The organism is Endozoicomonas atrinae, assembly GCF_001647025.1.
Lineage (GTDB): Bacteria > Pseudomonadota > Gammaproteobacteria > Pseudomonadales > Endozoicomonadaceae > Endozoicomonas > Endozoicomonas atrinae.
In genome coordinates this window covers 1-906 of record NZ_LUKQ02000637.1, presented here as the reverse complement: position 1 = coordinate 906, position 906 = coordinate 1, and the positions used below count along the sequence as shown (strand labels likewise).

The window sequence follows — 906 nt, the reverse complement described above, 5'->3', positions numbered from 1 at the left end:
GCCTGTGGATAACGAAGCTCCAGGGTTTCTACCAGCATTTCCAGCATGAGCCATTGTGCCGAGGTGTAGTTGTCCTCAGGATTGCCATTCTCATCGATGCCACCGATCAGACAGATACCCACGGACTCGTGGTTATGCCCCTTTATGTGTGCTCCCTGAGCCTGTGCATTTCGGCCATGATGAATCTTGCCATTACGGTCAATGATCCAGTGATAGCCAATATCCGACCAGCCATTATCGACCACATGCCAGCGCCGTATATCCTCAACGGTTACTTGCTGATTAGCACGGGTAGCCGAGCAGTGGATCACGATGAAATTAGTATCCATCCTTGGAGTCATGGGGGTTTCCTGAAGCAATTACTTCCTGAAAAAATAAGCCACTAATCCCACCAGTGCGGAGATGATGATCCAGCCGAACCGTTCCATTCCGGCGAGAATGACGCCTCGGGAACTGCTGGCCTGTTCGAGAGAACGGATACGGGTTTCCATATCATTGAGACGGGCATCAATCGTGCCCATGTTTTCATTCTGGTGGGAAATTCGTTCTTCGATTCTGGCGAGTTGGGATACCGCCTCGCTCAACTTGTCCAGCTTCGTATCAATACGATCCAGGCGGTCGGAGAGGTCAGCCATAAGTGCGTCCTGCACAGAAAAATTTAGGGCATAAAAAAACCCCACGCCATCTCTGGGTGAGGTTTTTGATTCTTCGGACAAAGTACCCGTTTTTGTAATCATTAGCAAGTGTTGGCGAAGAATTGTTCAAAACTTAATCAGTTTGCTCCTTGCCATATTTCAGCCGTTGAACGGAATTTGCAACCGGGACTAATGCCATTCGGTCTAACTGCTGGTCACAGAATTGCCAGTAATACTCATGCCATGGTTCAAAGTCCCGTTTCCAGTTCTG

2 protein-coding genes are annotated in these 906 nt (G+C 49.0%); both read right to left on the bottom strand.

Going from position 1 to position 906, the window contains the following annotated elements:
- On the bottom strand, positions 1-341 hold a 341-nt coding region (locus AK963_RS29705), incomplete at its 3' end, for an N-acetylmuramoyl-L-alanine amidase (protein WP_139117804.1).
- An 18-nt stretch (positions 342-359) separates the two neighbouring features.
- The gene (locus AK963_RS29700) at positions 360-635 is read right to left on the bottom strand and encodes a hypothetical protein (RefSeq protein ID WP_139117803.1); all 276 of its coding nucleotides are present in this window, start codon (positions 633-635) and stop codon (positions 360-362) included.
- Positions 636-906 lie beyond the last annotated feature (271 nt).

Bases quoted from the DNA above. Each gene is read 5' to 3' on its own strand.
- AK963_RS29700 (WP_139117803.1), bottom strand. From the start codon at position 635: ATGGCTGACCTCTCCGACCGCCTGGATCGTATTGATACGAAGCTGGAC.